Annotated in this window: 1 rRNA gene; it reads right to left on the bottom strand. The window is 56.2% G+C overall.

The window, feature by feature from the left end:
• Nucleotides 1-361: ribosomal RNA gene (locus KUM32_RS42100) — 23S ribosomal RNA — on the bottom strand; the annotation flags it as partial.

The following is a 361-nucleotide window of genomic DNA, read 5'->3' as shown; positions in this document are numbered from 1 at the left end:
CCCTGGGCAGATCAGCTTGACCCAGGAACCCTTAGTCAATCGGCGCACACGTTTCCCACGTGTGAATCGCTACTCATGCCTGCATTCTCACTCGTGAACCATCCACAACTCGCTTACGCGGCTGCTTCACCCGGCACACGACGCTCCCCTACCCAACCCAACAGGCGTTAGCCCTATATGTTGGATTGACACGACTTCGGCGGTACGCTTGAGCCCCGCTACATTGTCGGCGCGGAATCACTTGACCAGTGAGCTATTACGCACTCTTTCAAGGGTGGCTGCTTCTAAGCCAACCTCCTGGTTGTCTCTGCGACTCCACATCCTTTCCCACTTAGCGTACGCTTAGGGGCCTTAGTCGATG

The sequence above is a fragment of the Streptomyces sp. AC627_RSS907 genome, from assembly GCF_019049165.1.
The sequence above is the reverse complement of the archived record's forward strand: the minus strand, read 5'-3'. Positions and strand labels throughout refer to the sequence as shown.